Annotated in this window: 28 protein-coding genes; 19 read left to right on the top strand and 9 right to left on the bottom strand. The window is 42.2% G+C overall.

Features of this window, described 5'->3' with window-relative positions:
* Window positions 1-55 precede the first annotated feature (55 nt).
* The gene (locus R7P80_RS24475; RefSeq protein ID WP_154204566.1) at window positions 56-1,696 is read right to left on the bottom strand and encodes an AAA family ATPase; all 1,641 of its coding nucleotides are present in this window, start codon (window positions 1,694-1,696) and stop codon (window positions 56-58) included.
* A 210-nt stretch (window positions 1,697-1,906) separates the two neighbouring features.
* On the opposite strand from R7P80_RS24475, the gene matP reads away from it, so the two are divergent.
* The 3 genes from matP to R7P80_RS24460 all read left to right on the top strand — a co-directional run bounded on the left by matP (window position 1,907) and on the right by R7P80_RS24460 (window position 3,121).
* Window positions 1,907-2,356 (top strand): macrodomain Ter protein MatP, encoded by a 450-nt coding sequence (gene matP / locus R7P80_RS24470; protein WP_005396497.1) that lies wholly within the window; start codon window positions 1,907-1,909, stop codon window positions 2,354-2,356.
* A 15-nt stretch (window positions 2,357-2,371) separates the two neighbouring features.
* The gene (locus R7P80_RS24465) at window positions 2,372-2,683 is read left to right on the top strand and encodes a DUF3634 family protein (protein WP_005377468.1); all 312 of its coding nucleotides are present in this window, start codon (window positions 2,372-2,374) and stop codon (window positions 2,681-2,683) included.
* A 114-nt stretch (window positions 2,684-2,797) separates the two neighbouring features.
* Window positions 2,798-3,121, top strand: coding sequence for a hypothetical protein (locus tag R7P80_RS24460; protein WP_054702349.1), 324 nt, complete (start codon window positions 2,798-2,800; stop codon window positions 3,119-3,121).
* A gap of 673 nt (window positions 3,122-3,794) precedes the next feature.
* On the opposite strand, the gene R7P80_RS24455 is transcribed toward R7P80_RS24460, so the two are convergent.
* From R7P80_RS24455 to R7P80_RS24445, 3 genes are all read right to left on the bottom strand, one after another.
* The gene (locus R7P80_RS24455; protein WP_005389164.1) at window positions 3,795-5,516 is read right to left on the bottom strand and encodes an ATP-binding protein; all 1,722 of its coding nucleotides are present in this window, start codon (window positions 5,514-5,516) and stop codon (window positions 3,795-3,797) included.
* Window positions 5,506-6,687 (bottom strand): FIST signal transduction protein, encoded by a 1,182-nt coding sequence (locus R7P80_RS24450; RefSeq protein WP_025766636.1) that lies wholly within the window; start codon window positions 6,685-6,687, stop codon window positions 5,506-5,508. The genes R7P80_RS24455 and R7P80_RS24450 overlap by 11 nt, the downstream gene beginning before the upstream one ends.
* A 113-nt stretch (window positions 6,688-6,800) precedes the next feature.
* Entirely contained in the window at window positions 6,801-7,157 is a 357-nt protein-coding gene (locus R7P80_RS24445; RefSeq protein ID WP_005377473.1) for a hypothetical protein, read from the bottom strand.
* Window positions 7,158-7,414: 257 nt separating this feature from the next.
* Between R7P80_RS24445 and ccoN the strand changes: the two genes are divergently transcribed.
* The 10 genes from ccoN to uspE all read left to right on the top strand — a co-directional run bounded on the left by ccoN (window position 7,415) and on the right by uspE (window position 16,416).
* Window positions 7,415-8,842: a cytochrome-c oxidase, cbb3-type subunit I gene (gene ccoN, locus R7P80_RS24440; RefSeq protein ID WP_005396488.1), complete on the top strand. Its 1,428-nt coding sequence runs from the start codon at window positions 7,415-7,417 to the stop codon at window positions 8,840-8,842.
* Between the two features lie 12 nt (window positions 8,843-8,854).
* A complete protein-coding gene (gene ccoO, locus R7P80_RS24435; RefSeq protein ID WP_005377475.1) occupies window positions 8,855-9,475 on the top strand; it encodes a cytochrome-c oxidase, cbb3-type subunit II in 621 nt (206 codons plus the stop codon).
* A 9-nt stretch (window positions 9,476-9,484) separates the two neighbouring features.
* Complete coding sequence (locus R7P80_RS24430; protein ID WP_005377485.1) at window positions 9,485-9,658, top strand: cbb3-type cytochrome oxidase subunit 3; 174 nt, start codon at window positions 9,485-9,487, stop codon at window positions 9,656-9,658.
* Window positions 9,658-10,632: a cytochrome-c oxidase, cbb3-type subunit III gene (gene ccoP / locus R7P80_RS24425; protein WP_005377487.1), complete on the top strand. Its 975-nt coding sequence runs from the start codon at window positions 9,658-9,660 to the stop codon at window positions 10,630-10,632. The genes R7P80_RS24430 and ccoP overlap by 1 nt, the downstream gene beginning before the upstream one ends.
* Before the next feature lie 105 nt (window positions 10,633-10,737).
* On the top strand, window positions 10,738-11,214 hold the full coding sequence (locus R7P80_RS24420) for a FixH family protein (protein ID WP_213987402.1): 477 nt from the start codon (window positions 10,738-10,740) through the stop codon (window positions 11,212-11,214).
* A gap of 4 nt (window positions 11,215-11,218) precedes the next feature.
* Entirely contained in the window at window positions 11,219-13,582 is a 2,364-nt protein-coding gene (locus tag R7P80_RS24415; protein WP_213987403.1) for a heavy metal translocating P-type ATPase, read from the top strand.
* A 15-nt stretch (window positions 13,583-13,597) separates the two neighbouring features.
* A complete protein-coding gene (gene ccoS, locus R7P80_RS24410) occupies window positions 13,598-13,762 on the top strand; it encodes a cbb3-type cytochrome oxidase assembly protein CcoS (protein ID WP_005377493.1) in 165 nt (54 codons plus the stop codon).
* Window positions 13,763-13,770: 8 nt separating this feature from the next.
* The gene (locus R7P80_RS24405; RefSeq protein ID WP_017634899.1) at window positions 13,771-14,451 is read left to right on the top strand and encodes a sulfite exporter TauE/SafE family protein; all 681 of its coding nucleotides are present in this window, start codon (window positions 13,771-13,773) and stop codon (window positions 14,449-14,451) included.
* Window positions 14,452-14,541: 90 nt separating this feature from the next.
* Complete coding sequence (locus R7P80_RS24400; RefSeq protein WP_005377497.1) at window positions 14,542-15,288, top strand: FNR family transcription factor; 747 nt, start codon at window positions 14,542-14,544, stop codon at window positions 15,286-15,288.
* Window positions 15,289-15,468: 180 nt separating this feature from the next.
* Window positions 15,469-16,416, top strand: coding sequence for a universal stress protein UspE (uspE, locus tag R7P80_RS24395; protein WP_005377500.1), 948 nt, complete (start codon window positions 15,469-15,471; stop codon window positions 16,414-16,416).
* Window positions 16,417-16,556: 140 nt separating this feature from the next.
* Here uspE and ttcA read toward each other — a convergent pair whose 3' ends face one another.
* From ttcA to R7P80_RS24375, 4 genes are all read right to left on the bottom strand, one after another.
* Window positions 16,557-17,450, bottom strand: coding sequence for a tRNA 2-thiocytidine(32) synthetase TtcA (gene ttcA, locus R7P80_RS24390; protein ID WP_005377502.1), 894 nt, complete (start codon window positions 17,448-17,450; stop codon window positions 16,557-16,559).
* A 198-nt stretch (window positions 17,451-17,648) separates the two neighbouring features.
* Window positions 17,649-18,311 (bottom strand): DUF2987 domain-containing protein, encoded by a 663-nt coding sequence (locus R7P80_RS24385; RefSeq protein ID WP_225492019.1) that lies wholly within the window; start codon window positions 18,309-18,311, stop codon window positions 17,649-17,651.
* A 13-nt stretch (window positions 18,312-18,324) separates the two neighbouring features.
* Entirely contained in the window at window positions 18,325-19,161 is an 837-nt protein-coding gene (locus R7P80_RS24380; protein WP_025766642.1) for a glucosaminidase domain-containing protein, read from the bottom strand.
* Window positions 19,154-19,951, bottom strand: coding sequence for a hypothetical protein (locus R7P80_RS24375; RefSeq protein WP_005389175.1), 798 nt, complete (start codon window positions 19,949-19,951; stop codon window positions 19,154-19,156). Before R7P80_RS24375 ends, R7P80_RS24380 begins: the two co-directional genes overlap by 8 nt.
* 400 nt (window positions 19,952-20,351) lie before the next feature.
* On the opposite strand from R7P80_RS24375, the gene potA reads away from it, so the two are divergent.
* The 5 genes from potA (at window position 20,352) to R7P80_RS24350 (ending at window position 25,499) form a co-directional block, all read left to right on the top strand.
* Window positions 20,352-21,467 (top strand): spermidine/putrescine ABC transporter ATP-binding protein PotA, encoded by a 1,116-nt coding sequence (gene potA / locus R7P80_RS24370; protein ID WP_017634901.1) that lies wholly within the window; start codon window positions 20,352-20,354, stop codon window positions 21,465-21,467.
* Entirely contained in the window at window positions 21,448-22,308 is an 861-nt protein-coding gene (gene potB, locus R7P80_RS24365) for a spermidine/putrescine ABC transporter permease PotB (RefSeq protein ID WP_005377512.1), read from the top strand. Before potA ends, potB begins: the two co-directional genes overlap by 20 nt.
* Window positions 22,308-23,078, top strand: a complete 771-nt coding sequence (potC, locus tag R7P80_RS24360; RefSeq protein ID WP_005389180.1) for a spermidine/putrescine ABC transporter permease PotC — start codon at window positions 22,308-22,310, stop codon at window positions 23,076-23,078. Before potB ends, potC begins: the two co-directional genes overlap by 1 nt.
* 102 nt (window positions 23,079-23,180) lie before the next feature.
* The gene (locus R7P80_RS24355; RefSeq protein ID WP_033905300.1) at window positions 23,181-24,212 is read left to right on the top strand and encodes an extracellular solute-binding protein; all 1,032 of its coding nucleotides are present in this window, start codon (window positions 23,181-23,183) and stop codon (window positions 24,210-24,212) included.
* A gap of 249 nt (window positions 24,213-24,461) precedes the next feature.
* Window positions 24,462-25,499: an extracellular solute-binding protein gene (locus tag R7P80_RS24350; RefSeq protein WP_025766646.1), complete on the top strand. Its 1,038-nt coding sequence runs from the start codon at window positions 24,462-24,464 to the stop codon at window positions 25,497-25,499.
* Between the two features lie 88 nt (window positions 25,500-25,587).
* Here R7P80_RS24350 and cobB read toward each other — a convergent pair whose 3' ends face one another.
* Window positions 25,588-26,319, bottom strand: a complete 732-nt coding sequence (gene cobB / locus R7P80_RS24345; RefSeq protein ID WP_005377522.1) for a Sir2 family NAD+-dependent deacetylase — start codon at window positions 26,317-26,319, stop codon at window positions 25,588-25,590.
* A 118-nt stretch (window positions 26,320-26,437) separates the two neighbouring features.
* On the opposite strand from cobB, the gene R7P80_RS24340 reads away from it, so the two are divergent.
* Window positions 26,438-26,611 carry a hypothetical protein gene (locus R7P80_RS24340; protein WP_005377524.1) on the top strand — a complete coding sequence of 58 codons (174 nt, stop codon included), beginning with the start codon at window positions 26,438-26,440 and terminating at the stop codon, window positions 26,609-26,611.
* Window positions 26,612-26,618 lie beyond the last annotated feature (7 nt).

The following is a 26,618-nucleotide window of genomic DNA, read 5'->3' as shown; positions in this document are numbered from 1 at the left end:
TTTTTGATAGCTGCATCTTAGTGAACACGTGTACGCTAAACAACTCCGATCAGTACTAGACAAACCAGTTTTTGATGCGCTGCACAATTCCTTCTGGATGCTCATGTCTTTCAAAGTTTTCAATACGTTCCGCTATTTTGCCAATAATGCTATCGTCTTCACCTCTAAAAGGTTTATTCATTACAATCGGAATAGCTTCATCTACGGTAGAAACGGACCAAATATGGAACTCACCATTTTTAATGCTTTCTATTACATCTTTATGTAATGCAAGGTGTTTAAGGTTTGATTTTGGCATCACAACACCTTGATTTCCTGTAAAACCTTGATGTTTACAAACCTGATAAAAACCTTCAATTTTTTCGTTCAAGCCACCAACGGCTTGCACTCGACCAAACTGATCAACAGCCCCTGTAACCGCAACTTGTTGATTAATTGGAGATTCAGATAAAGCACTTACCAAGCAACAAAGTTCTGCAAGAGATGCGCTGTCACCATCAACTTCACTATAAGACTGTTCAAATACGATGGAGGCTGAGTAAGGCAGTGGTTCATCCAGTTTCAGAGCAGAGCTCAAGAAAGCTTGCATAATCATCATGCCTTTTGCATGTAGATTGCCTCCAAGCTCAGCTTTGCGCTCAACATCGGAAACATCGCCATCACCAAAATGAATTACACAAGATATTCGTGCAGGCTCACCATAGCTGACAGGGTGCCCAGCCATATCAATAACGGTTAGGCCATTGATTTGACCAACTTGTTCCCCAGTTGTCTCAATGATGACTTGGCCATCTAAAATATCGTACACGGCACGCTGAGGAAGGTAAGATTCTCGGTAATACTTGTCGTCAATCGCTTTATCTAACGACTTGTAATCTAATGCGTGACCATCACTGAACTGGCTGGCAAGCGTTAGAAGTTGAGAGTGCCACATTACTCCTAAAGGCAGATAATGTTGATCTTCAGTAAATCTCATACCGGCTAGCAACAATCTTCTAAAACCACATTCAGTTAAGTGAGGCAGCTGATATTGAGAACATATCCAGTTCACTAAACCAAAGTAATCTGTCAAATTCTGCCCTGACAGATGAATATCTTCTTCAACTTCCGTATACATGGCAAAGCCAGAACAGAAGTCTTCATCGATGTATTCTAGCTCTGCTAACTGACTTCTTTCTCCTGTTACAATCAGTTTTACATCATAAGCTTTAGCTTGCGGTACTGAAGTAGGTAAACGAGTAGGGCTTAGGTTCAGTGGTTCGATAAGGTTTTGTTGAATTGCAGACTTTATATTTGGCCAAAGTCCTGGGTTAGCCAAAATTAGATTAGCCGGTACAATTAAGTAACCGTTATCTGCCTGTGAAATTAAACCAGGTTGGAAGGCAATATCACCACTTACATCAACACTGTAACGGTCAAATAAACGTTTGGCATCAAGTGATTCCGAAAAAACTATCGCAGCGTTAGACTGGCTCTGAAGAGCTTTACTGATGAACTCTCTATATACAGAATTATCTACGCAGTTAATGAGTAGTACTCGCGTCAATCCGGAAATTTTTGAAAAACGAGATATCGTTGCCGACATTCTCGGTTGGAGATCAGTAAAAGACTTCTTTGGTAACGAAGGTGCAGACTTTAAAAGTGCTTCGTACTGCTCAAGTGAAGGTGTTACGTCTTGCCAATTAAGTTGGTTCATTAAAATTCATCGTAATTCAATCTTGCCGACATTATAACGAAACGGACTATAACACCCTAGCACCAATTTGGTTTGCTCTCGGCATTCAACTCTCAATGAACAATACTTAGACAAATGAGTGATCAACATCGATACTTCTAAGAGTTTTATTTGCCCAAGTAAACCATCTGGGTTACGCTGTCACTAGGTTATGTTTATGGGTCGGAACAAATGAAATATCAACAGCTTGAGAATCTAGAATGTGGGTGGAAATGGAAGTATCTCATCAAAAAATGGAAAGATGGTGAAGCGATTACCCGACATATTGATACAAGCGAAGCAGATGCAGCGGTCGCAGAACTAAAACGCCTTGAACACGAGCCTACACTTGTCTTGGCTTGGATAGAAAACCACATGTCAGAAGAGTTAGATAATAAACTCAAGCAGGCTATCCGAGCGAAACGGAAACGTCACTTCAATGCAGAGCAAGTCCATACAAAGAAGAAATCCATTGATTTAGATTACCGAGTTTGGGAAAAGCTTTCTAGTAGAGCGAATGAACTTGGTTGTACGTTATCTGACGCAATTGAATATTTGCTTTCCGAAGCGTCGAGAAGTGAAAAAGCGAGTCAAAAAGTTACCTCAATTAAAGAGGATTTGAGTAAATTGCTATCTAGCTAGGATAGGGAGTGCCAAATGTTATATGTAATCTTAATTGCAGCCATCGTGATCTTTTGGTTGATCGCAGTCGATAGGCCGGTGTTAAAAGTAAAGTTCGATAATGGCCATATTAGTAACGTAAAAGGGCATCTACCTCCTTCTTTCAAACACAACTTACAGGATATTAGTGAGCATAACCCGTTTACTGGTGAAATGAAGGTGTATAGCCAACGAACAGGAATGCGCTTAAGCTTTTCCAAAGGCATTCCCAAAAAAGTTCAACAGAGGATTCGTAACGTTTTTCCGCACCAGGGCTTCAAAGCAAACAAAGGCAAGAAGCGCGCTTAATTACATATCAGTTACTTCATCATGTTAAATGGGACGCAATGTGACGTCCCATTTTCGTATCTACAGAAAAATTACTTATCATTGAACAATCAACAACATAAACGGACCAAAACGATGAGATACGTTGTAACTTTAATGATATTGATCTTTGCAAGTAATTCAGTTTTTGCTGACGATTCAGAAACGAACCTGTTGGCTAAAAAGATTAAGACTAAGCTTCAAAAGAAAGTAGACAATAAGTTTGATGGCTATCAAGGTTATTGTGACGTCATGATAGAAATGGAGCACAAAAGTAAAAACGCAGTAATAAAAAGAGTAACCAGTAGTGGTGACCAAAAAGTGTGTAGGTACGTTAAGTCCAACTTGAAGAAAGGAAAACGCTATCGTTACAAATCCCCCGAAAAGTACATTCGCCTCCATATAACCACAGGCTTATAAATGTTTCAGAACGCAACTGAGCTCGTGATTTTTGGCAGATTTCGTTGCGGAGCGATTAGAGCGTTTGGCTGATTTTTGCTGTTGTACGAGGCGAGTATGAAAGGCTTTTTTGTTTGGTAGCGCTTAAGTTAGTAATCGTGATGCCATTGAATGGCAAATTCAGTGAGTTAGCCATCATCACCATACATAGATTGATTCAGGTGCTTACGGAAGGACACGCCAGTAAGTCGGGGACTAAGCGCGCATCAATTTTCAATAAGAGATTTGATTTGCTTCGTAAGCATAACCACAAACCAAACTAGCGATTGCAAGTCCACAGGAACCTCGGTTAAAGCCTCAAAAGCAAACAATGTTGTTAATCTTAGGAGGACATTTTAAAGTAGCTAAAACCGGACATTATTGCTTTGAGATCTCACTCCTTGGTGCGCATTATATGTGTTATGTTAAATAAATCGGGTTTTTAGTTAAGTTCATAAGTAGATCTATTTCAATCACTTACCCTGCTTTCCAATCACTTGCCTATTGTGCGCTAACTTCATGTGTTGGTGTTTCTAGGTTTTTGTTAGGTTCATAAGAGTATGCATATTTAACAGTATTCTGATTTACCATAAAATACTTAATATAGATCTTAATAATCTATCGATTGTTAAGATCTATATTAACGCCTTTTTACTTATTGAAATGACTGTATAGCTTCAAAGATATCTTGTCTTCTAACTGGCTTGGAAATGAATCCGTCCATACCGGCATCCAGGCATTTATCTCTATCGCTTTCTAGCGCATGTGCAGTTAACGCTATAATTGGGGTCCTGAGACCTTTATCTCGAATAAGTCTTGTTGCGGTAATTCCATCCATCACTGGCATCGAGACATCCATGAGAATCAAATCGATTAAATCCTCATTCTCTTCTAAAAATGTTAATGCCTCTGCTCCATGGCTTGCGATATGAACATTATGGCCAAGCTTATTTAAGATAAGCTTTATTACGAACTGATTCGACTCGGTATCTTCTACGACGAGAAGTTCCATTGCTTTTGTCGGTTGATTGGTTTCGATTCTAACTGGACGATTTTGATTACAACGAGTCAAAACTGGAATCGAAATCGTAAAGGTTGAACCAACATGCTCATCACTTTTAACGGCAATCTTGCCACGCATCATTTCGACTAAATGCTTGGTTATTGCGAGCCCCAGTCCTGTACCACCGAAGCGTCTCGTGATGGAACGGTCTCCTTGATGAAATGCCGTAAACAAGTGCTCTTGCTTTGCTTTAGATATACCAATTCCAGTGTCAGATATTGAGATCACAAGTTCAGCATCTTGCTCAGATACAGAAACTTTTACTTCACCTTCGTCTGTAAACTTTATTGCATTCCCTATTAGATTAAACAGAATTTGAGATAACCGCGTGGAGTCAATCCAAAATTGTTTGTCATTAGTGACAGTACAGTTGAGCTTGAATTTAAGATTTTTCTTCTTAGCGATTTGTTTTTGCTGAGAAATAACAAAAGTGACAGTGTCTCTTAAGTTAATCCATTGTTCATTGAGCTGAAAGCGACCTGACTCGATTTTAGAAAGATCAAGAATGTCACTGATTATCGCGAGAAGTAACTCTGCAGAGCACTCCATTTGGCTCAAAGCATCAATTTGTTCTTCTGACAAGGTTGATTGCTTCAGTATATCTAGCATTCCAAGAACGGAATTTAAAGGGGTTCTTATTTCATGGCTCATCATCGCTAAGAACTCCGACTTAGAGCGGTTCGCAAGCTCTGCTTCTTCTCTTGCTTTAGCGAGCTGAGTTGTTCTTACCTCAACGATACGTTGTAACTTCTCTTTGGTCTCGATATCAATGACCGCCCTTTCAATTAAGGGACGAAACCGCCTCAAGGTTTCCTTATTCTCTATGCTAAAGTGCCCTTTCTGAGCTCCAATAAGTAGGATTACGGTTTGCGTTACTTCTGAACGTATACCAGTTAAAACGACCGAGTTTACATGGCTTTTTATAAAGCTGTTTAAGTTAACAAACTCAGCGAGTTTATCTGGCTCGAACAGCAGAATGCATTCACCATTGAGAGCTCTCTGATAGGTGTTACCGTGTAACCAGGATACATTATCAAATACGCTATTAGTTGATATCAATGTTCTGAAGGGATATCGTTCACCATCACGAGTCAGTACAATAAAATCATCGAAGTTGATGTACTTTTTGAGGACATTGTTTAATCCCGTAAATATCTCATGCCGATTCTTTGCCTCACTCATCGCAGATATCGCGGAAAGAATGGCCTTGTTTTCATCAGCGAGTAGTCGTTCTCTTTGTCTAGCCTGCTTTAGCTCAACTAACGCTTCTTGAAGCGCTTCCTGTTGATATATGTCTAAGTATTTATCTTTCATAAGGTTTATGGAATATAGCCGATGAAATCATCAGGTTTCCATGTCCATTCTCACCACCAATAAATCTACCTTGCTCGCCGAAAGTAAAAGGGCAAATAAAAGGCAAATGTTCTAGTTCTTGGTTAATTTGTTCACAAACGCTATTCATGTCTTGCATTAAGTGCAACATGGGACCTGCGCAAAAGATATTTATCACTCCAATTTTTCGAGACTCTTCTAATTTTTGGTTAAAAGCGGCATTGACGACTTTTGCAGCGCGCGCAACGAGATGCTCACGACTTCCTTTCATTAATGTGAGCTCGTCACCCTCTTCTATTCGTGTAAACAACTCGATTCCACCATCTGGCGTCTCACGGATCGGATGGGATAACTTGTAATATGGGCGATCATAGAGATGACCTGCGATCCGCCCTAATGGATAAGCACTCGAGTTTGTAAACAGCATATTATCTTTACCTACTTGGTTATCCTGGTGATTTGTCCACCTTCTATAAACATTGAGCGCAGGTTCATTATCAATTTCAAGTAAGCATCTATCGTTGGTCTTGGTTGCAACACCTTTGATATTAGTTGGTGTATGCCCAGCGCTAAAAGCGATATCAACAGGTTGAGAGGAGTAAAAGAGAGTTAAGCTTAAACCTGAAGTTTGAGAGCCTTGGGCGGTTATCACAGACCATTTCCCAGCGATGTTATTATCAGCGGCCGAACCACCAATAATTGGAATTAGAGTTCCAAATCTTTCATCTATAGACGCAATGATTGATTCCTCTTGCCCTGGTGTAGCATGAAGTAGAATTAAGTTTGGTACCTCTCCTACACGGTTTGCGTTCTCAAGGGCCATATCCAAAGCCTTGGTGACGCTGTCACCTGAGTTGTGATTAGAAATACCAGTACCATAAGCATGAGGACCTGTATCATAAACAGCAAGTGCCGCAATTACTGGGCCTGTATGAAAGCCCTGATCTGTCATTACGGCTTGACATGAACTGGCGCCATGAAAAGGCACACCAGGAAAATGCGCAAGAAACGCTTCTCGAATCAACTCAAAATTGTATTCTTCCGTGTAGTAACACATCACGTAAGACAAGCTCTGTTGTGTCAATTCGGACCTGAGCGTTTTTATCGCTGAGTCTTCATCTTTAATATGAGTAAAAACTGATTGGCAATGCATACGATTTTATAATTGGATATCACTCTGCTGTTATACCATTCCAACCAATTTTCTCTAGGTAAGAAGGTGTTAATTTCATTAATAAGTTACGATTATCTCGTGATAGATCGTATTTATAATTGAACTACAACAATGTTTTCACCTTTTTTAAAGGTGATTTTTTTCGATTCAGGCATGATGTCCCATTCTACTGACTTATGCTTCTCGTTGAGATTGATAAAATTACCAGATTGATTTAGATCAATTTTTAGAGTGCTACTTTCTGTCGTTTCGAGCGAAATTCCCATTGAGTCACGATTAATCGTGATTATTTCTCCTTCAATTGTTACATCGCATCGTTCTTTTTGTGAACAGTCAACGCTATTAACACTCTCGTGTGTAAAGGTACGCCAGAAAAATGCGCCTATTAAAACACTGAGCATGATTAAGATTTGTGCAAGTCGCGCCTTTGTTAACTTTTGTGCAGGCATAATTACTAATATCCTTGTTACAAACTTCAAACTTTTTAAATAAAAAATGATTTCCAGAGGTCCAGTAAGGTTACTACCCTGTCATTGAATTGTTAATTCAAGTATAGTGTCACGCTGAAAATGCCACTTTTTATTAAAGTCAGCAATGGAAATAAGGTGATGATAACACTTGAATTCTAGAGTTTACTTGGGTGGTGTTACGACGCAAGTCGTGTTGGAAGTAAAAGTGTAGTTAATTAGAAATTGGAAGCATGCAAATGAGCCAAGTAAAGCAGCTTGAACAAAACTACAACTATACAGTCGTTCGCCAATTTACCCTTGTGACCATTTTATGGGGCATAGTTGGTATGGCTGTTGGTGTTTTGATTGCCGCTCAATTAGTTTGGCCACAGCTAAACTTTGATACGCCGTGGTTGACGTACAGTCGCTTACGTCCACTGCATACTAATGCGGTAATTTTTGCGTTTGGTACCAGTGCTCTGTTCGCAACGTCTTATTATGTTGTACAGCGCACATGTCAAACACGTCTTTTTGGTGGCCCACTCGTTGCCTTCACCTTTTGGGGTTGGCAAGCAATCATCCTGGCAGCAGCCATTACTTTGCCTCTCGGTTTAACATCGGGTAAAGAGTATGCTGAGCTAGAATGGCCTATTGATATCGCAATTGCGCTAGTATGGGTATCATATGCGGTGGTGTTCTTCGGCACACTAGTGAAGCGAAACACGTCACATATTTATGTGGCAAACTGGTTCTTCGGTGCCTTTATTATCACAGTAGCAGTACTTCACATCGTGAACAGCATGGCTATTCCTGTGTCACTTGGTAAATCTTACTCGATTTACTCGGGCGCAGTGGATGCGATGGTTCAGTGGTGGTATGGACACAATGCGGTAGGTTTCCTACTGACCGCTGGTTTCCTAGGTATGATGTACTACTTCGTTCCTAAACAAGCTGAACGTCCTGTTTATTCTTACCGTCTATCTATCGTTCACTTCTGGGCACTTATTTCTCTATATATTTGGGCAGGCCCTCACCACCTTCATTATACAGCGCTACCAGACTGGACTCAGTCTCTAGGTATGGTTATGTCGCTGGTTCTATTTGCTCCTTCTTGGGGTGGTATGATCAACGGTATTATGACGTTATCTGGTGCATGGCATAAGCTTCGTTATGACCCTATCCTACGTTTCCTAATCGTTTCACTGTCGTTCTACGGTATGTCTACCTTTGAAGGCCCGATGATGTCGATTAAGACGGTTAACGCACTTTCTCACTACACAGACTGGACCATTGGTCACGTTCACTCTGGTGCGTTAGGTTGGGTTGCGATGGTTTCTATCGGCTCTGTATATCACTTGGTACCTCGCCTATTTGGCCAAGAGCGTATGTACTCTGTTGGTCTAGTTAATGTGCATTTCTGGCTAGCAACAATCGGTACCGTTCTTTACATCGTTGCGATGTGGATCTCTGGTGTAATGCAAGGTCTTATGTGGCGCGCGGTTAACTCTGACGGTACGCTAACTTACAGTTTTGTTGAATCTGTAGAAGCGTCTTATCCGTTCTACTTTGTACGTTTCCTAGGCGGATTTATCTTCCTATCTGGTATGTTCCTAATGGCATACAACACGTACAAAACGGTAAGTGCACCTAAAGAAAGCCTAAAAGCTATCCCACATCCGGCATAAGGAGATTTAAGAATGAGTAATAATTCTAATAATCGCCATGAAATCTTAGAACGTAATGTCGGTTTGTTGGCTATTTTTATCGTGTTTGCTATTAGTTGGGGTGCTCTTGTAGAGATCACTCCTCTGATTTTCCAAAAGCAAACGACTGAACCTGTAGAAAATCTGCGCGCTTACACTCCTTTGGAGATGGAAGGTCGTGATATCTACATCCGTGAAGGTTGTAACGTTTGTCACAGCCAGATGGTTCGTCCTTTCCGCTCAGAGACTGAACGTTACGGTCACTACTCTGTTGCTGGTGAGAGTGTTTGGGAACACCCATTCCTTTGGGGCTCTAAGCGTACAGGCCCGGATTTAGCTCGTGTTGGTGGTCGTTATTCTGACGAATGGCACCGTGTTCACCTGTTAGATCCTCGTGAGCTTGTACCTGAGTCAAACATGCCAGGTTTCCCATGGCTAGCTGAAAACGTTTTAGACGGTAAGCTAACTCAGAAGAAACTTGAGCTATTTCGTGATCAGTTCGGCGTTCCATACACTGATGAAGAGATCGCGAATTCGGCTAAAGAAGTAGAAGGTAAAACAGAGATGGATGCAATCATCGCTTACCTTCAGTCTCTTGGTCATGCAATGAAGTAAGGGGATCATATGGATTTCGGTACAATTCATAGTATTTATACCGTTGTACTCTTCGCTAGTTTTATTGGCATCGTATGGTGGGCATTTAGTAAAAAGCGTAAAGCACGCTTTGAAGAAGATGCCAACTTGGTGTTTGCTGACGAAGAACAAAAGACCCCTAATAACCAAGGAGTGAAGAAGTAATGACTACATTCTGGAGTCTCTGGATTATCGTGATTACTGTCGGTACGCTAGTAGGCTGTGCGATTCTCCTGACTTGGTGCGCTAAAGATAAAATGGGCGTCGAGGAAGGGGAAGACATGGGCCACGAGTACGATGGTATTCGCGAGCTAAACAACCCTCTACCAAAGTGGTGGACTTACCTGTTTGTAAGCACATTTGTGTTCGCAGCAGTTTACCTTGCCCTATTCCCAGGTCTAGGTAGCTTCAAGGGCTTTTTAAACTGGCAGAGTTCGGCTCAAACCGTTCGCTCACTAGAAGAGTCAAAAGAAGCCATCGCTGCAGCACAAGAGAACAAGCAACTAAACCAATATGCAAAAGAACTGGATGATGCCGACGCTTACTTCGGCGAAGCATTCCGTAAACTTGCGCACAATGACAGTGGTCTACGCCCAATTCCTGAAATTGCGCAAGATCCTGAAGCATTAAAAGTTGGTCAGCGTTTGTTTTTGCAAAACTGTTCTCAATGCCATGGCTCTGATGCACGTGGTCAGAAAGGCTTCCCTAACCTGACTGATGATGCATGGCTATATGGTGGCGAGCCAGCAGCGATCGTTACAACCATCATGCACGGCCGTATTGGTCAAATGCCAGCATGGAAAGATGCCCTTGGTGAGCAAGGTGTTCAAGAAGTTGTAAGTTACACACTTAGTCTATCTGGTCGTAAAGTAAATGCTCGTGAAGCCGCGGCAGGTAAAGCACGCTTCGTAGTGTGTGCAGCTTGTCATGGTACCGATGGTAAGGGTAACCCTGCAGTCGGTGCGCCTGACCTTACAGACCAAGACTGGTTATTTGGTGACTCTCGTGCAGCTGTAACAGAAACCGTAATGAACGGACGCTCAGGCGTAATGCCTGCGTGGAAAGACATTTTGGGTGAAGATAAAGTTCAGCTCGTTGCCTCATATGTCTGGAGTTTAAGTAACTCAGAGAGTAAGTAACTGAGATATTACGTAACATAGCAATAACAGCCCCTTTCATAGGGGCTGTCTTTCCTTTAAATTTAACGCCTTACATTTTTTCATTTAGCTGTTGAGAACTTTTTTATGGTAAAGCCTTGGTATAAACAATTTTGGCCGTGGTTCCTAATCATCCTTCCTCTTACTGTCGTAGTTTGGACTGTGATTACTGTGGTCGTTTTCTCGAACAACTCTGTTTCTTTAGTCGCCGAGGATTACTATAAAAAAGGCAAAGGCATTAATATCGACATTAGTAAAATGAATGTCGCTCGTGACCTAGGTCTTAACGCTGAGATTTCCTCTGAAAATAACAATGTTGTGATTGTTTTCGCTAAAGGGAAGCTACCTCATTACCCTGCTCTAACGGCCACTTTCACTCATCGTACTCTTCCTGATCGTGACTTCACAAAGCTTGTAACAGCGGATGCATATGGTAATTACCGACTAAAAGCTGAGGAATCTATTCAAGGACCATGGTTTGTTGAACTACAACCACACGACAAGCAATGGATGATCCAAGGTAAAGTTGAGTTTCCTGCCTCTTCAACACCGTTAATGAAGTAAGCATATGTGTAAATCCTGTTATCACTGCGGTGAAGATGTACCAGCCAACACGGATTTCAAAGTAGAAATATTGGGTGAAATTCGCGACATGTGTTGTCCGGGCTGCGAAACTGTGGCGCAGACTATTGTCGATAGTGGTCTTGTATCATATTACCAATACCGCACTGCGCCTTCAGAAAAGGCAGATCTAGTACCAGAGCAACTCCAAGCTTTAATTCATTATGACAATGCGGATGTACAATCTGAATTCGTACGAAATCGCGAAAATGTTTCTGAAGTAACCCTTTCTTTGGAAGGCGTTTCATGTGCCGCTTGTGCGTGGTTAATCGAAAAGCAAGTTTCTAATACGGCCGGGTTGGTATCTATCCGTGTTAATACAACCACCAATCGAGCGTTACTAGCCTGGGATAAAACTCAGGTACGGTTAAGCGAGCTCCTTTCCGTTATTCATAAACTTGGTTACAAAGCTGCACCTTTTGAAGCAGATAAGCAAGAAGCCTCTTACCATCGAATGATGAAGCAATATCTATATCGGCTAGGTATTGCAGGTTTAGCAACCATGCAGGTCATGATGCTCGCCGTTGCACTGTATCTCGAAGTCTTTGGTGATTTAGAGCCAGAGTTTAAAAGTTACTTTCGTTGGGTAAGTTTGATTTTTGCTACTCCTGTTTTGCTTTATTCCGCTCTTCCATTTTACTTAAACGCATGGCGCAGTATCAAAGGCCGAACCCTTGGTATGGATGTCCCGGTTTCTATCGCGTTGATCTTTGCCTATGTTGCAAGTTTAGTTGCAACAGTAACTGAACAAGGCGAAGTCTTCTTTGAATCTATCTCGATGTTTACCTTCTTTTTGTTAGTAGGTCGATTCTTAGAGATGCGCGCTCGTCGCAAAGCTGCTGCAGCGAGTGGTAACCTTCTTAAGTTGATTCCTGCAATTGCTACAACGCTGGACGGTGATCAGATACCCGTGAAGACGCTAAAAGTTGGCGATCGTATTCGCGTTCTACCTGGTGAACATATCCCCGCTGACGGTAAAGTTATTTCAGGCCGTATTCATATTGATGAATCCATGCTAACGGGCGAGTCAGTGCACGTTGTGAAACGAGAAGGCGATATTGTTTATGCAGGAACGCTAAACGGAGACGAATCATTTGAACTTGAGGTAGTAAGCTCAAAGGCCGATTCAATGATTTCTAACATCGTGCGTTTACAAGATGAAGCTCAACACTCCAAACCTAAAATTGCGGAAATTGCAGACATTGTCGCCCGTTACTTTGTTGGTGTGATTCTTATCATCTCTGCTGGTACTTGGTTTTACTGGCATCAAACAAAACCAGATGATGCGTTTTGGATCATGCTGTCTGTGTTAGTCGCTACATGCCCATGTGCGCTATCTCTGGCCACTCCGACCGCTCTCACTTGTGCTACCTCTAGAATGGGTAATTTTGGCATTTTGCTTCGTAAAGGCCATGTGTTTGAGACACTATGTAAGATCAACCACTTAGTTGTAGATAAAACAGGCACTCTAACGAAAGGTGATATTGAGATCTGTGAAACAAAGGTACTTAGTGATCTCCCACAGAAAGATTGTCTATCACTAGCTGCAGCTTTAGAGGCTCATGCAAACCACCCTATCGCTCGTTCTTTTGCAACTTACACCAATGATGACTTTATCGTGTCTGACGTGCAAAACGTGATTGGTTCAGGGATTGAGGGTATGTGGAATGGCAAAATCGTTAAGATAGGTAGTGCTGCTTTTGTTCAAGGCAAAGAAAGTGGTGAAAGCCAGGCGGTCTATCTGTCGGTTGATGGCAAGCATGTCGCTAGCTTTTACTACCGCGACCCTATCCGAAAAGAAAGCAAAGCCTTTATTCAACGTTTTGCTGACGCTGGAATTAAGACAACCCTGCTAACTGGTGATTCTCTCTCAAACGCCCAACCAGTGGCGAATGAAATTGGTATCGATCACATCGTCGCGTCAGCAAAGCCAGAAGATAAGCTTGCATACCTTAAGAGCTTGGACGAAAACAGTATCACTATGATGGTTGGTGATGGAATCAATGACGCGCCGACTCTCGCCGGAGCTCACCTTTCTGTCGCAATGGGCGGTGGTACAGATGTCGCTAAAGCTTCTGCAGATATGACGTTACTTGGGGATAATCTCGAAAAGCTACTAGAGGCACGTTTGCTTGCACTGCGTACAAGAAAGATTATTCGAGAAAACTTGGCTTGGTCTTTGGGTTACAACCTGTTAATTTTGCCTTTGGCGGTCGCAGGTTTAGTGGCTCCCTACATTGCAGTAGTTGGCATGTCTGCAAGCTCAATTATCGTTGTATCTAACTCTTTGCGCCTGCTCAAAGAGAAATAAGTAGAGAAAGCAAACATGGAAAGTCTTTATATATTGATTCCCATCGCTATCGTTCTCGTTTGTGTTGCTGTCGCCGTTTTTCTTTGGGCGGTAAGAAGCGATCAGTTTGAAGATCTTGAACGGCAAGGGCACAACATTCTTCTCGACGAAGAAGACCAATCTAATAGTGATAAAAAGTAGCGACCTTTATGACTCCTGATTTTATCGGTGCGTTGATGATCGGCTTAGTAGGAGCCGGTCATTGTATGGGTATGTGTGGTGGTATCGCGTCTCTGCTTACCATGGGCTCTTCTGCTAAAAATAAAACTACCCCTCTTATCCCCCTCTTCTACAACCTCGGACGATTGATCAGTTATACCTTAATAGGTGCATTAGTGGGTGGTGCTATATCAGGTTTATCTGAGCTTAGTGGGTTAACGCACTCTCTTGCTTGGTTAAGGCTGATTGCTGCGTTATTCATGATCCTGGTCGCGCTGTATATTGCTAAATGGTGGCAAGGCTTACTTTTAATAGAAAAGCTAGGGCAGTATATCTGGCGCTTTATCTCGCCGGCAGGGAAGAATCTGTTGCCACTAAAGCATCCTCTTCACGCGTTGCCATTTGGCTTTATTTGGGGTTGGTTACCATGTGGCTTAGTTTATTCAGCGCTTACTTGGTCGGCGGTTTCTGGTAGTGCGATGAACGGCGGCCTAATTATGCTTGCGTTTGGGCTCGGAACGCTACCTGCAATGCTTATTATTGGATACGGTGCCAATCATTTTCAGAAATTACAAAAATCATTAATATTTAGAAATATTTCAGCATTAATCCTTATTGGCTATGGTACGTATACCGCTGTAGGAGCCTTAGCGTTACTCGGTTTCATATAACGTTAAACTCTATTGAGGTGACATTTTTGCTACCCTTTAGGATTAAGCGATGCTAAAATATTGATGTATATCAAATAGTGAAAGGTTGTTATGATTTCTGAAAAACCTGCAACAAAGCGTATCCAATCAGGCGGTTGCGCCATTCATTGCCAAGATTGTAGCATTAGTCAACTGTGTATCCCGTTCACTCTAAATGAGGCAGAACTTGATCAGCTTGACCAAATCATCGAACGTAAGAAGCCTATTCAAAAAGGACAAGAGCTTTTTAAGGCCGGTGATGAGCTAAAATCGCTATACGCTATCCGCTCTGGTACCATCAAGAGCTATACGATCACAGAGCAAGGTGATGAGCAAATCACAGCGTTTCACTTAGCTGGAGACTTAGTCGGTTTCGATGCTATCACTGGTGACTCCCACCCTAGCTTTGCTCAAGCACTCGAAACGTCGATGGTATGTGAAATCCCATACGAAATTTTAGACGATCTATCGGGTAAAATGCCTAAGCTTCGCCAGCAAATCATGCGTTTGATGAGTAACGAAATTAAAGGTGATCAGGAAATGATTTTGCTTCTTTCTAAAAAGAACGCAGAAGAGCGACTAGCTGCTTTCCTTTACAACCTATCAACGCGTTTTTCTCAGCGTGGCTTCAGCCCTAGAGAGTTTCGTTTAACTATGACTCGTGGTGATATTGGCAACTACCTTGGTCTTACAGTCGAAACGATCAGTCGTTTGTTAGGTCGTTTCCAGAAATCTGAGATCCTAAGCGTAAAAGGTAAATATATCACTATCTTAGACCACGATGCATTGATGGAACTTGCTGGTGTAACTAAAGAATAATACACCCTAATTATTGATGTAGCTCGAAAATGAGCTACATCATATTTCTCATAAATTCCTTTCGAAAGTCCTCAAAAAGTTCTCCAAACTAAGCTACAGTAAAAATGTACGGTGAGTACTCCAAAATACTGATTTAATTTACATTCAGTATCTGGTTTTGCAATAGAAGTGGGCTTAGTTATGAGTATATACAGTAAGATCCTTGTTGTAGCTGACATCAATAATGATGAGCAGCCCGCACTTGCAAGAGCTGTTCAATTAGCTCAGAAAAGTGTATCTAGAAGCCGAATCACTTTCTTTTTATCCATTTACGATTTCTCGTATGACATGACGTCAATGCTATCAGTGGATGAAAGAGATGCTATGCGTCGAGGTGTCATTCATCAGCGTGAGCAGTGGATGCGTAAAATTGCTCAACCATACCTAAACGATGGCTTCGACTTTGATGTTTGTGTTGTCTGGCACAACCGCCCTTATGAGGCGATTATTGCTGAAGTCTATGCAGGCAATCATGACCTAGTCATCAAAGGCACACGTAAGCATGATGTTTTAGAGTCTGTCATTTTCACACCGACAGATTGGCACTTGTTGCGAAAATGCCCTATTCCAGTGCTTCTTATTAAGAATGCTGCTTGGCCGGAACAAGCAAGTATCCTTGCCTCAGTACATGTGGGCTCAGAAAACCCGACTCATATTGATCTCAACGATACGATGGTCGAGCGATTAAAAGAAATCACCACTCGGCTTGAGGCCAAGCCATATCTTGTTAACGCCTACCCCGTTACACCGGCGAACATTACGATTGAACTTCCTGAATTTGACCCAACGACTTATACCGATGCAGTGCGAGGTCATCATTTAACGGCTATGAAAGCACTACGCCAAAAACATGGTCTTGATGAAGAACAAACGATAGTTGAGCAAGGTTTACCTGAAGATGTCATTCCGGCAGCTGCAGAGCGCTTGAACGCAGCAATGGTTATTTTAGGTACCACAGGGCGAACAGGGCTTTCTGCTGTCTTTATTGGTAATACAGCGGAGCACGTAATTGATAAAATAAATTGCGACGTGTTGGCTCTAAAACCAAAAGGCTACATTAGCCCTCTCGACCCAAATACAGCAACCTAATCTCTCTTTAGTATTGCTATGTATTGAGCGCTTTCAAATAAGCGCTAATAAATCCCCCGAATACAGGGGGATTTTTGTTTGGGAACAGTTAAAGCGTTGGGTACAAAAAAGGAGGTCTAATTAACCTCCTTTTTTACGAGTTAGATGTTCGTAACATCGATGAACATCGATTCATCAATATTCGTCGAAGAAACGACAGCCTCATTAAATTCATACTCTTCGCGGTTACCTTCACGATCTAGCGGTAAGTTAACAAAGTCGAACAATTCGCGGTCTGCTAGTTGGCTTGGGCTTACGTTTTGAATTGATTTAAAAATTGCTTCCACACGCCCTGGCGTCTTCTTATCCCATTCAATCAACATTGCTTTTATAGATTGACGCTGAAGGTTCTCTTGAGAGCCACAAAGGTTACACGGAATTATTGGGAAATCCTTGTGCTCAGCGTATTTGATCAAATCTTTTTCACGACAGTAAGTCAATGGACGAATGACCACGTTACGGCCATCATCAGAGCGTAGCTTTGGTGGCATCGCTTTAAGGCGAGAGCCGTGGAACATATTCAAGAACATTGTTTCGACGATGTCATCCATGTGATGACCTAGCGCAAGCTTAGTTGCACCAATCTTCTCTGCAAATGAATACAGCGTACCACGTCGCAGGCGTGAACACAGACCACAAGTGGTTTTGCCTTCTGGTACCTTCTCTTTTACGACGGAATACGTGTCCTTATCGACGATATAGTAAGGGATATTCAGTGTTTCGAAATACTCTGGCAGAATGTGCTCAGGGAAGCCCGGTTGTTTTTGGTCTAGGTTTACCGCAACCACTTCAAATTTGATCGGTGCGGCTTTTTGAAGATTCAGCAGGATATCAAGCATCGCGAATGAATCTTTACCACCGCTAATACATGCCATTACAACATCGCCTTCTTCGATCATGTTGTAATCAGTAATGGCATTTCCAACATGTCTTCTTAGGCGTTTCTGAAGCTTGTTGAATTCTAGGGTTTCTTTTCTTGTATCTATTTGGTTCATTGCGGGCTCTCACATCGCCGATAAATCGACTAGGACTTCCTAACATGGGTTTCTTTGGGGCGTGGATTATACGAGCTTTTTACGCAGGATTAAATGCTTGTCTTATTGAGTCTTTAAGAAAAGAGTGTGAAAGATACTTTAGTTACGGTCAAAATTAAAAAAGAGCTGCGATTGCAGCCCTTTCTAAACGTTCAGTGTTCATTTCTTTGCGTTAGGTAGATAAGGTAACACTCGCATCGTCGGTTCTGGTAGTGTCATTGTGCCACCTTGCCCTATTTCACTTAGTGCGACTTGTATCTTGCCATTGACAATTGGCTTTTCGGTTCCGTTTGAGAAAATCACTTTATCATTCAGTTGATTTGCAAACTCCATCGTCACACCTTGAACCTCCGGTGTAAACCAACCCGCAAACATACCGCCTAAATCTTCCAGCATCGTCTGCATTTGAGGTAGAAGAGGCTTAAGTTGGTCGTAAGAAACGTTACCCTGTAATGGTTCTTTGGTCATCACGACAAGTGAGTAATCGCAACGTGTATCTTTTGGGGTATCGACAAAAACCAACGGATTCGCTGACTTTAAGTTTGTATCAACAGGTAAAGGCAACTCTTGTGAAGCAGGGATAACAAACTCTTCATAGTGCTCTTCTTTTTCCATCCAAGCTTTTTCTATCATACAAATTTGTTTAGTTTTTGCGTCCACAAAAAAGACACCAACTTTCACATCGTCATGCCCTTTTTTATTGTTGTTTTTTAGTTGAGTATATAACTTTGAGTACGTGAACATGTACTCTTGAGCTTGGGTTATCGGCGATGCAAGAATTAGCGCCGCACTTCCCAACAGACTTAGGCTTAACTTTTTCATTTTATCCGTTATTTTATTGCGTCCAGTAGGCGTTGTTATGACGAATCATAGCGCGAAGATCGTGTACATAGGCGATGCCACGTTCAGAATAGGCTAGCAACCCATGCGTTAACTCTGACGCGGTTGCGACCGTTAACAAGCCCTTGTTCTTTTCAGCCAGAGATGTTCTGATTTCACGCAGGTCTGCATACGCTGGGTTTCGATTAACGTTCATAAAGTAGCCATGAACAGACTGTTGTACAGAATCGAATTTTTCAACTTCATGAACTTTGTTAGCGCCACGTTGCGCTGGAACAATTCCACAGCCCTTTTTATAACACCATTGGCCGAACAAGTTGTTTGCTTGAGTAGCAAAACGAGAAGTGCCCCACGCAGATTCATTTGCCGCTTGAGTTAGAACCAAGGCTTCAGGTAAGACGTTCACTCGCACAAGCATCTCATCTAGCCACGTTTGATCAATCTTATCGTTACTCAAGGGCAACGAATACAGAGATGATAACCGCTGAGCATACTCTTGTTGTTCTTGCGTCACTTGTCCCACCTTTAAAGAGGTAAGAAAGGCCCGCTCATGACGAATTCGTTGATTCTCAAGAGCAATTTTAGGCCTTAAAAAATCAAAAAAAGCAGCTTTTTTCTCTTTCGTATCTTTTATTGAATTGAAGTCTGGGATATCACCGATGTATGGCAAGTGTGATAAATCGACATGCTTAATCTTGCCAGAGAGTACGTCAGGATTTTCCACATATTTAAACTGTTTCTCGTAGTGTAAATATGGGCCTATAGAAATGAAAGTGGCGGCTATACAGGTTGCCGCCACTCGTAAACTTATTGATTTCAAAGAATTAGGCATCAAACACCTGTGAGTTACCATCGTGATCATTATCGTTTTTCTGTGTTGTAACGATCTTAAGCTTAATTCCAAACATTTCGCGGTAGAGTATGCCTTTCAAATGGAAGAAGAATGGCAGCACAAAAATCAAGCCAATACCGTAGAACATTGCTGCAATAATAAACATTAACATCACGCCTAAGTAAAGCCCCGCGACCACAAAAATCTTCTTGTTGATTGCGCGAAGTGATAACAGCAACGCTTGCATTGGTGGCACCCTTTTCTCACAAATCAACAAAATAGAGTGACTAAATGCCAAGGAAAGATACAGCGACAGTAAAGGAAAAATCATACCAACCACACCTTGTAGCATTAAGCTCATGAGCGTTGCTAGAATAACAGGAATGGTGAACTGCAACCCCTTTCCAACATGGCGCAACTTAGTCTTCAGGCCAGCGACATGGCTCATAGCCATCAAGCTGATCCCCGCATAAATTGGTGCGCTAATCACCTCATAACTGAAATTCGCGACATAAATAGAAGACACAATATCGTTTGTGAACGACTCTGGGTTCTCAAATGCATCAAGAATAACGCTCAAATCGCCCAACTGCAGTTTTAATGCAATATAGAAAATACCTAACTGGACAAAAAGCAATACAATAATGGCAGGAGAAAATGATAAAAAGTGCTGGATGGTTGCTCGCCAAGCTTCGTTAAAAACCGCGCCAGCTTTAAGCTCGTAGTTGCCAGACAAAGCTCGCTCTACACTCCCCCCAAGATTGAAATCTTTCTCAAAATCGTCGTTCATAGTTTATCCAAGACTAACTTGTAAAATTTTGACTGGAATTCCAGTCAATTAATGTAATCGTCATTATAAAGAAATCTTTCCACATCTAACATCACAACTCACCTACAATCCTTGCAATCTCAACTGTATGGTTGATAATTAACCACTTTCAAGGTCATGAAATTGAAACAATTGTTGAACAAAGTTTAGTGCTATCAAACTGTGTCTAGATGCCAATTAATCTCATAAAAACAGTATGGTAAGGAATGATGGCTTTTTCCTGCAAAATTATTTCTGTTTCAAGATAAGAAAATGCTTTAATTTCACACTTTTGGTGATTATGATGCGCGCCTCAAAAGTGAATGGTTAGTGTCACATCAGCTGGGATAATCCCGGCTTGAACGTGGGGGAAATACAGACGTTGAACGCAAAACCGCAAGCAGGAAAGCCAGTTATTCGTTTATCTGGTATTAGTAAAAGTTTCGATGGTAAGGAAATCATCGGTAATTTAAATCTGGATGTTAATCATGGTGAATTTCTGACGATTCTCGGGCCTTCTGGTTGTGGTAAGACAACAGTTTTACGCATGATTGCAGGTTTTGAAACGGCAGATAACGGTCAAATTATTTTGGATGACCAGGATGTAACACAGGTTCCTGCAGAGCAAAGGCACGTCAACACGGTATTTCAAAGTTACGCATTGTTTCCACACATGACCGTATATGAGAATGTCGCTTTTGGTCTTCGTATGCAGAAAACGCCTACTGCGGACATTGAACCACGAGTAATGGAAGCGCTACGCATGGTGCGCCTAGAAAAAATGGCACAGCGTAAGCCTCATCAGCTTTCTGGTGGTCAGCAACAACGTATCGCCATTGCGCGTGCGGTTGTTAACAAACCAAAAGTACTGCTGCTAGATGAATCTCTATCTGCACTTGATTACAAACTGCGTAAGCAAATGCAAATCGAGCTTAAACAGCTTCAGCGTCAACTTGGTATTACCTTTATCTTCGTTACGCACGATCAGGAAGAAGCCCTATCGATGTCTGACCGCATTATTGTTATGCGCGACGGTGTTATCGAACAAGATGGCTCTCCACGTGAGATTTACGAAGAGCCGAAGAACCTATTTGTTGCTCGCTTTATCGGTGAGATCAACGTATTCAACGCAACCATGCTAGAGCGTATCGACGAGAAACGTATCCGTGCAGAAATCGAAGGTGTCGAGTCTGTTGTTTACTACGATCAGGAAGCGCAAGCAGGTGAAAAACTGCAAGTACTACTTCGCCCAGAAGACTTACGTATCGAAGAGATCAAAGAGTCTGAAGAAAAAGGCATCGTAGGTCACGTAACAGAGCGTACCTATAAAGGTATGACGCTTGATTCAGTTATCCAATTGGATTCAGGCATGCGTGTAATGGTTAGCGAATTCTTTAACGAAGATGATCCTGATGTGGACCACTCACTTGGCCAGAAAGTCGCTATCACTTGGGTTGAGAGCTGGGAGGTAGTCCTCAATGATAAGCAAGAAGATTAATCTTCAAAACGCGATCATTACCTTAATCGTCGGTTGGTTAACACTTTTCGTGTTGGTACCAAATGTGATGATTATCGGTACGAGTTTCTTAACGCGTGATGAAGCAAACTTAATCGAAATGACATTTACTTTCGACAACTACTTACGTCTACTCGATCCCTTGTATGCGAAAGTGCTGATGCACTCGTTCTACATGGCGATTGTGGCGACGTTGTTGTGTTTAGTAATTGGTTACCCATTTGCTTACATCATAGCGAAAATGCCAGAGAAATGGCGCCCATTCATGTTGTTCTTAGTTATCGTACCTTTTTGGACAAACTCTCTTATCCGTACTTACGGCCTGAAGATTGTTCTGGGTACACAAGGTATTTTGAACAAATCATTAATGGCGATGGAAATCATCGATAAGCCATTACGTATTATGTACACCGAAACAGCAGTAATGATTGGTCTTGTGTACATCCTGCTTCCATTTATGATTCTGCCGCTTTACTCGGCAATCGAGAAGTTGGACAACACTTATATCGAGGCGGCGAAAGATCTTGGTGCGAACAAGTTCCAAACCATTACGAAAGTGATTCTACCTCTTACAATGCCTGGCATTATCGGTGGTTGTTTGTTGGTTCTGCTACCAGCACTAGGTATGTTCTACATCTCTGACCTTCTTGGTGGTGCGAAGAACCTACTGATTGGTAACGTTATTAAGAGCCAAGTATTGAACGCTCGTGACTGGCCATTTGGTGCTGCGACCAGTATCGCCCTCACCTTCGCAATGGCTGTGATGCTTTACGCTTACTACAGAGCAGGCAAACTATTGAATAAGAAAGTGGAGCTAGACTAATGGGACGCACAGTTAGATTTAGCTTTATGGCGCTGGTGTATGCATTTTTGTATCTGCCAATCATCGTCTTAATTGTTAACTCATTTAATGCCAACAAATTTGGTATGAAATGGGGTGGTTTCACCACGAAATGGTACGAAACCTTAGTAAACAACGATAGCCTAATGCAAGCTGCATGGCATTCATTGAACGTAGCGGTATTCTCAGCGACAGCAGCAACCATCATTGGTAGCTTAACGGCCGTTGCCCTATTCCGTTACTCGTTCAAAGGTAAGGGTGCGGTAAACGGCATGCTGTTTGTCGTGATGATGTCTCCAGATATTGTAATGGCGATTTCATTACTTGCTCTGTTCCTGGTATTGGGCGCACAGCTTGGCTTCTTTACACTATTGATTGCTCACATCACCTTTTGTCTACCATTCGTTGTGGTAACTGTATACAGCCGCTTAAATGGCTTTGATGTGAAAATGTTGGAAGCAGCAAAAGACCTTGGTGCAAGCGAGTGGGTTATCTTGAAACAGATCATCCTTCCTCTCGCTAAACCAGCGGTTGCCGCAGGTTGGTTATTGAGCTTTACCCTGTCTTTGGACGATGTGATCATCAGTTCGTTTGTAACGGGTCCAACATACGAAATCTTGCCATTGAAGATTTACTCCATGGTTAAGGTGGGCATTTCACCGGAAGTGAACGCCCTAGCAACGGTGATGTTGATTGTTTCTTTGGTCTTGGTAGTAATTTCTCAGTTGCTAGCAAGAGAAAAAGTGAAGTAGAATCCGCACCCGTTAACATCACGAAACAGAATGGTTACATGCCATTCTGTTTTTCTATCTATCGTCCAAAATTGGACAACGTTTGGTTTGGAGCTAACGTCAATGAAAAAATGGGCTACTCTATTAGCTGGTAGTGCATGTGCGCTTTCTCTGTTCTCTGGTACAGCGGCAGCGGATGATAAAGAATTAGTATTTATGAACTGGGGTCCTTACATTAACAGTAATATCCTAGAGCAATTTACTAAAGAAACTGGCATCAAAGTAATCTACTCGACTTACGAGTCGAACGAAACTTTGTATGCAAAGCTAAAAACTCATAACCAAGGTTATGACCTAGTAGTACCTTCAACGTACTTCGTAGCGAAGATGCGTGACGAAGGCATGCTACAAAAGATCGATAAGACTAAGCTGAAAAACTTCGGCAACCTAGATAAAAACTACCTAGACAAGCCTTACGATCCAAGTAACGACTACTCTATCCCACACGTTGTTGCGATTACAGGCCTAGCGGTTAACGCAGATATGTACGATCCAAACGACTTCCAAAGCTGGGCTGACCTATGGAAGCCTGAGCTTGAAGGTCAAGTAATGTTGATGGACGACACTCGTGAAGTGTTCCATATCGCTCTGCGTAAACTTGGCTACTCAGGTAACTCAAAAGACCCTAAGCAAATCGATGAAGCGTACGCTGAGCTACAAAAGTTGATGCCTAACGTTTTAGTTTTCAACTCTGACAACCCTGGCGCACCTTACATGTCTGGTGAAGTGGGCGTTGGTATGCTTTGGAACGGTAGCGCCGCAGCGGCACAAAGTGAAGGCCTGAACCTTAAACTCGTTTTTCCTAAAGAAGGCGGTATCGGCTGGGTTGATAACTTCGCTATCTCTTCCGGTGCGAAGAACGTAGAAGCCGCTCACAAGATGATTGACTTCCTACTGCGCCCAGAAATCGCAGAGCAAATCTCTCGTGATACTGGCTACCTAACGGCGGTGGAAGAATCGAATGCTAAGTTTAAAGACGTTGCCCCACTGTTCCCTTCTCAAGAAGACCTTGACCGCGTTGAATGGCAAGATGCGGTTGGTGATCTAACCGTTAAGTACGAAGATTATTTCCTCAAGCTGAAAGCGGGACAATAATCTAGCTTGTGTAACAAGTCATCAACCATAGGAAAATAGGCAGCAATACGCTGCCTATTTTTGTCTTAGGCTGATATAATCGCGCGTTGCTAGGTTTATTTGTCTTGGTATCATAGATTTATCGTCTCATAACAAGGAGACAACGATATTCAAGCTAAATGAACATATTTGTGCTTACTGCGATTTGGCTCAACTCGATAACTCCAGCTAGTATTGACTTGTCCAATCGCGAAACAAAACGGAAAACAAATGAAAAGTAAATTCTACGCAAGCGCTCTATGTGCAGCGACGCTCATCGCTACCCCTGCAATGGCTGCTGATCAAGAACTGTATTTCTACAACTGGTCGGAATACATTCCAAACGAAGTTCTTGAAGACTTTACAAAAGAAACCGGAATCAAAGTTATTTACTCTACATACGAATCTAACGAGAGTATGTACGCAAAACTAAAAACTCAAGGTTCTGGTTACGACTTGGTAGTACCGTCTACCTATTTCGTCTCTAAAATGCGTAAAGAAGGCATGCTACAACAGATCGACAAAGAGAAATTATCTCATTTTGCCGATCTTGATACTAACTTCCTAAACAAACCGTTCGATCCGAACAACAACTACTCTATCCCATACATTTGGGGTGCGACCGGTATTGGTATCAATGCTGACATGCTAGACAAATCATCGGTTACTAAGTGGGATGATTTTTGGGATAGTAAGTGGGAAGGTCAACTAATGCTGATGGATGATTCTCGCGAAGTATTCCACATTGCATTGACTAAGCTTGGTTACTCACCAAACACGACTAACCCAGAAGAAATCAAAGCCGCTTACGAAGAACTGAAAAAGCTAATGCCAAACGTATTAGTATTTAACTCAGACTTTCCTGCAAACCCTTACCTTGCGGGTGAAGTTTCACTAGGCATGCTTTGGAACGGTTCTGCATACATGGCTCGTCAAGAAGGTGCGAACATCGACATCATCTGGCCAGAAAAAGGCACTATCTTCTGGATGGACAGCCTAGCAATTCCAGCTGGTGCGAAGAACGTTGACGCAGCTCATAAGATGATCGATTTCCTACTACGTCCTGAGAACGCAGCTAAGATTGCACTAGAGATTGGTTATCCTACGCCAGTTAAAACGGCACACGATCTGCTACCGAAAGAATTTGCTAATGATCCAAGCATCTTCCCACCACAAGAAGTGATGGACAGCGGTACTTGGCAAGATGAAGTTGGCGAAGCGAGCGTAATGTACGATGAGTACTTCCAAAAGCTAAAAGTGAACAACTAATTCGTTAGTTTTAAAGATATGAAAAAGCGGCTCATGAGCCGCTTTTTTGTTCTTAATGACAAGACAAAAACTCTTCCTGTTGAAGTTATTACGCTCTTTCTTTTCCTTCTAGAGCCAGTATCTCGTCAACTAATTTTGGAACCTCAACGCTTGCTTTTCCGTAGCGTTTTTCCTCAAATTCACTTTCTACCGCACTAGGTTCTAGGTTAATTTCAATGGTATGTGCGCCGTGCATTTTTGCATCATGAACAAAACCTGCTGCGGGATACACAACGCCAGAAGTCCCAATAGAAATAAACAAATCTGCTTCTTCTAATGACGCGTAGATATCACCCATTCGCAGTGGCATTTCACCAAACCAAACAATATGTGGTCGCATTTGTGAAGGGATCTGACAACAGTGACAAAGTTCGCCTGTCTTAATGTCCTCATTGTGCTCTACTACTTGGTTAGATTCACTACAGCGCGCCTTGAGCAACTCACCATGCATGTGAATCACATTCTGACTGCCGCCTCTTTCGTGAAGGTTGTCTATATTTTGAGTGATGACCGTCACTTTACCTTCTAACTCAGCCTCTAAACGACCTAATGCTTCATGCGCTGCATTAGGCTTTATCGCATTATCTTGAAGTTTCTTGCGGCGTTGGTTGTAAAAGTCTTGAACAAGGTCCGGATCGCGAGCAAACCCTTCAGGCGTTGCTACATCTTCGATACGGTGATTCTCCCATAGGCCATCTTGCGCACGAAATGTTTGAATACCAGATTCGGCCGAGATACCTGCACCAGTAAGTACTACAATATTTCTATAAGGGAAATTCATAACTCATCCTTGCTGTTTTTTCATTAGCTTAACACTGAAAGAATAGCAACAGTAGTAATATGGATTAGACCATAGTCGTAATGGTCACTATTAGAATTACAATTTAAGAGGAACAGCAATGAGACAAGTATCTCTAACGTTTACATTGCTTCTGACTTTGGCAGGCTGTCAACTTACCAATGTTGAAGGCGAAGTCGATGATGTAAAGGTAAGAGTCAGCACCAATGATGATGACCATCGAGGTAATGGTAATTTCTGTCCTCCGGGCCAAGCCAAGAAAGACAATTGCTAAAAGAGCG

Source organism: Vibrio sp. 2092, assembly GCF_033339635.1.
In the GTDB taxonomy this organism is placed as follows: domain Bacteria; phylum Pseudomonadota; class Gammaproteobacteria; order Enterobacterales; family Vibrionaceae; genus Vibrio; species Vibrio alginolyticus.
This window is presented reverse-complemented; position numbering and strand designations above follow the sequence as displayed.

Bases quoted from the DNA above. Each gene is read 5' to 3' on its own strand.
- R7P80_RS24475 (WP_154204566.1), bottom strand. From the start codon at position 1,696: ATGAACCAACTTAATTGGCAAGACGTAACACCTTCACTTGAGCAGTAC.
- matP (WP_005396497.1), top strand. From the start codon at position 1,907: ATGAAATATCAACAGCTTGAGAATCTAGAATGTGGGTGGAAATGGAAG.
- R7P80_RS24465 (WP_005377468.1), top strand. From the start codon at position 2,372: ATGTTATATGTAATCTTAATTGCAGCCATCGTGATCTTTTGGTTGATC.
- R7P80_RS24460 (WP_054702349.1), top strand. From the start codon at position 2,798: ATGAGATACGTTGTAACTTTAATGATATTGATCTTTGCAAGTAATTCA.
- R7P80_RS24455 (WP_005389164.1), bottom strand. From the start codon at position 5,516: ATGAAAGATAAATACTTAGACATATATCAACAGGAAGCGCTTCAAGAA.
- R7P80_RS24450 (WP_025766636.1), bottom strand. From the start codon at position 6,687: ATGCATTGCCAATCAGTTTTTACTCATATTAAAGATGAAGACTCAGCG.
- R7P80_RS24445 (WP_005377473.1), bottom strand. From the start codon at position 7,157: ATGCCTGCACAAAAGTTAACAAAGGCGCGACTTGCACAAATCTTAATC.
- ccoN (WP_005396488.1), top strand. From the start codon at position 7,415: ATGAGCCAAGTAAAGCAGCTTGAACAAAACTACAACTATACAGTCGTT.
- ccoO (WP_005377475.1), top strand. From the start codon at position 8,855: ATGAGTAATAATTCTAATAATCGCCATGAAATCTTAGAACGTAATGTC.
- R7P80_RS24430 (WP_005377485.1), top strand. From the start codon at position 9,485: ATGGATTTCGGTACAATTCATAGTATTTATACCGTTGTACTCTTCGCT.
- ccoP (WP_005377487.1), top strand. From the start codon at position 9,658: ATGACTACATTCTGGAGTCTCTGGATTATCGTGATTACTGTCGGTACG.
- R7P80_RS24420 (WP_213987402.1), top strand. From the start codon at position 10,738: ATGGTAAAGCCTTGGTATAAACAATTTTGGCCGTGGTTCCTAATCATC.
- R7P80_RS24415 (WP_213987403.1), top strand. From the start codon at position 11,219: ATGTGTAAATCCTGTTATCACTGCGGTGAAGATGTACCAGCCAACACG.
- ccoS (WP_005377493.1), top strand. From the start codon at position 13,598: ATGGAAAGTCTTTATATATTGATTCCCATCGCTATCGTTCTCGTTTGT.
- R7P80_RS24405 (WP_017634899.1), top strand. From the start codon at position 13,771: ATGACTCCTGATTTTATCGGTGCGTTGATGATCGGCTTAGTAGGAGCC.
- R7P80_RS24400 (WP_005377497.1), top strand. From the start codon at position 14,542: ATGATTTCTGAAAAACCTGCAACAAAGCGTATCCAATCAGGCGGTTGC.
- uspE (WP_005377500.1), top strand. From the start codon at position 15,469: ATGAGTATATACAGTAAGATCCTTGTTGTAGCTGACATCAATAATGAT.
- ttcA (WP_005377502.1), bottom strand. From the start codon at position 17,450: ATGAACCAAATAGATACAAGAAAAGAAACCCTAGAATTCAACAAGCTT.
- R7P80_RS24385 (WP_225492019.1), bottom strand. From the start codon at position 18,311: ATGAAAAAGTTAAGCCTAAGTCTGTTGGGAAGTGCGGCGCTAATTCTT.
- R7P80_RS24380 (WP_025766642.1), bottom strand. From the start codon at position 19,161: ATGCCTAATTCTTTGAAATCAATAAGTTTACGAGTGGCGGCAACCTGT.
- R7P80_RS24375 (WP_005389175.1), bottom strand. From the start codon at position 19,951: ATGAACGACGATTTTGAGAAAGATTTCAATCTTGGGGGGAGTGTAGAG.
- potB (WP_005377512.1), top strand. From the start codon at position 21,448: ATGATAAGCAAGAAGATTAATCTTCAAAACGCGATCATTACCTTAATC.
- potC (WP_005389180.1), top strand. From the start codon at position 22,308: ATGGGACGCACAGTTAGATTTAGCTTTATGGCGCTGGTGTATGCATTT.
- R7P80_RS24355 (WP_033905300.1), top strand. From the start codon at position 23,181: ATGAAAAAATGGGCTACTCTATTAGCTGGTAGTGCATGTGCGCTTTCT.
- R7P80_RS24350 (WP_025766646.1), top strand. From the start codon at position 24,462: ATGAAAAGTAAATTCTACGCAAGCGCTCTATGTGCAGCGACGCTCATC.
- cobB (WP_005377522.1), bottom strand. From the start codon at position 26,319: ATGAATTTCCCTTATAGAAATATTGTAGTACTTACTGGTGCAGGTATC.
- R7P80_RS24340 (WP_005377524.1), top strand. From the start codon at position 26,438: ATGAGACAAGTATCTCTAACGTTTACATTGCTTCTGACTTTGGCAGGC.